This is a genomic window from Candidatus Erwinia dacicola, assembly GCF_001756855.1.
GTDB classification, from domain to species: Bacteria; Pseudomonadota; Gammaproteobacteria; order Enterobacterales; family Enterobacteriaceae; genus Erwinia; species Erwinia dacicola.
Genome location: NZ_MAYS01000257.1, coordinates 1 through 1409 on the forward strand (window position 1 = coordinate 1; position 1409 = coordinate 1409).

At 52.0% G+C, this 1409-nt stretch carries 3 protein-coding genes; 2 read left to right on the top strand and 1 reads right to left on the bottom strand.

Annotation, left to right across the window (positions count from 1 at the left end; genetic code table 11):
- A partial coding sequence (locus tag BBW68_RS20630) for a helix-turn-helix domain-containing protein (protein WP_148127596.1) occupies positions 1 to 342 on the bottom strand: 342 nt, incomplete at its 3' end.
- A 45-nt stretch (positions 343 to 387) separates the two neighbouring features.
- On the opposite strand from BBW68_RS20630, the gene BBW68_RS07730 reads away from it, so the two are divergent.
- Together BBW68_RS07730 and BBW68_RS07735 are read left to right on the top strand one after the other, a co-directional pair.
- Positions 388 to 747 (top strand): type II toxin-antitoxin system RelE/ParE family toxin, encoded by a 360-nt coding sequence (locus BBW68_RS07730; protein ID WP_070134689.1) that lies wholly within the window; start codon positions 388 to 390, stop codon positions 745 to 747.
- A 1-nt stretch (position 748) separates the two neighbouring features.
- Positions 749 to 1030 (top strand): helix-turn-helix domain-containing protein, encoded by a 282-nt coding sequence (locus tag BBW68_RS07735; protein ID WP_070134691.1) that lies wholly within the window; start codon positions 749 to 751, stop codon positions 1028 to 1030.
- Positions 1031 to 1409 lie beyond the last annotated feature (379 nt).

The following is a 1409-nucleotide window of genomic DNA, read 5'->3' on the forward strand; positions in this document are numbered from 1 at the left end:
CTTGCTGACAAAGACATCGAATTCCAGCTGCAGGCGGCCACTGATGTCTTCAGGAGAGGTATGGGTGGAAAGCTCCTGCCGGATGAAGTCCTGAACGTGTGGCTCCAGCCGGTGAAAAGCATTTTTTGGCAAGGGTTTATGACGCCGTTCCCGTGCCAGCGAATCCGCTCTCCTGCAGGAGTAAACGCCGTTAAAAGCGGGGTCGGTATTGCGTCTGAGTTCCCTGCTGATGGTAGACCGCGGGAGATCAAGCTCTCTGGCGATGGTAGCCGGTTTGACACCTTCACCCCGCCGCTTTTCAATGTAGAACCGCTCTTTCTGAGTCAGATGTTTTCCCTGCATGCAACAGGCTCTCCAGTAGGACCAGAACGGAGATTTTATCCGGGTCTGGCCAGTGGGTCACTTTGTTGCGTTTCGAGTGGGAATGGGGCTTCCGAACTTCTATACCATCCTGAAGCCGCTCAGGAAGTGAAAGCGCTACCGGATGTTCTGCGCGGTAAAATGGCAAGACTATTGGTTCAGTTGAGTGAGCGGGGAAATGAATTACGCTACCCGTTAAGCAGACCCATCAAAAATGGATTGTTTGAACTCAGGGCGTCAGGAACAGATATTGCCCGCACCTTGTTTGTATTCCAGCAGGGGAAGAAAATTTATATTTTACGTTGTTTCATTAAGAAAACAGAGAAGACGCCGCCCAAAGAAATCGTGGTTGCGTTGCAACGACTGGAGGAATTATCTGATGGCTAAAATAAAAGCAATAAGTCATGAAGACGTCATGAAGACGTTGCTCGATACCCCAGAAGCTATTGCTGCTTTCGAAGAGGCAAAAGATGAGTTTGCGCTGCTGGAGCAGCTCACGGCATGGCGGACTCAGGCGGGACTCACAAAAGCGGACGTTGCGGAACGAATGGGGGTAAAACCTCCGGCAATAAATCGCATCGAAAATAACGTGACGAAAGCTAGCTGGCAAACGCTGAAACGTTACGCGGCAGCCTGTGGTGTTGAACTGGGTATTACCGTCAGGGTGTGATCTGCCCCCTGTCTGCAAAGCTTCTATGCCGCTGATTTTCGGGCGGCTGGTTGAGTGTAAGGCTTGTGTTTAATTATAATAAAAGTGCAATTATTGCACTTCATGGGTCGCTTTTCGAAGCGGCTTTTTCATGCGCGTTCTCCCAGGACGCGCTTTGAGCCCGCCCAGGGCGATGAAATACAACAGCCCGCTTGCAGCGCCCACAGGGCGCGCCGCTCTTACTGGCCACTTTCGTGGCCGCTAAGGATGCCGTCCATGTTGTCCGGCTTCTTTCTGGTGTCAGCCTCACCTCTGCCATTAGCGGTTTCCCTTTTGCAGTGACAGACACTTGCACGGGGCCCCATTCCCACTCGAAACGTAACAAAGTGACCCACTGGCC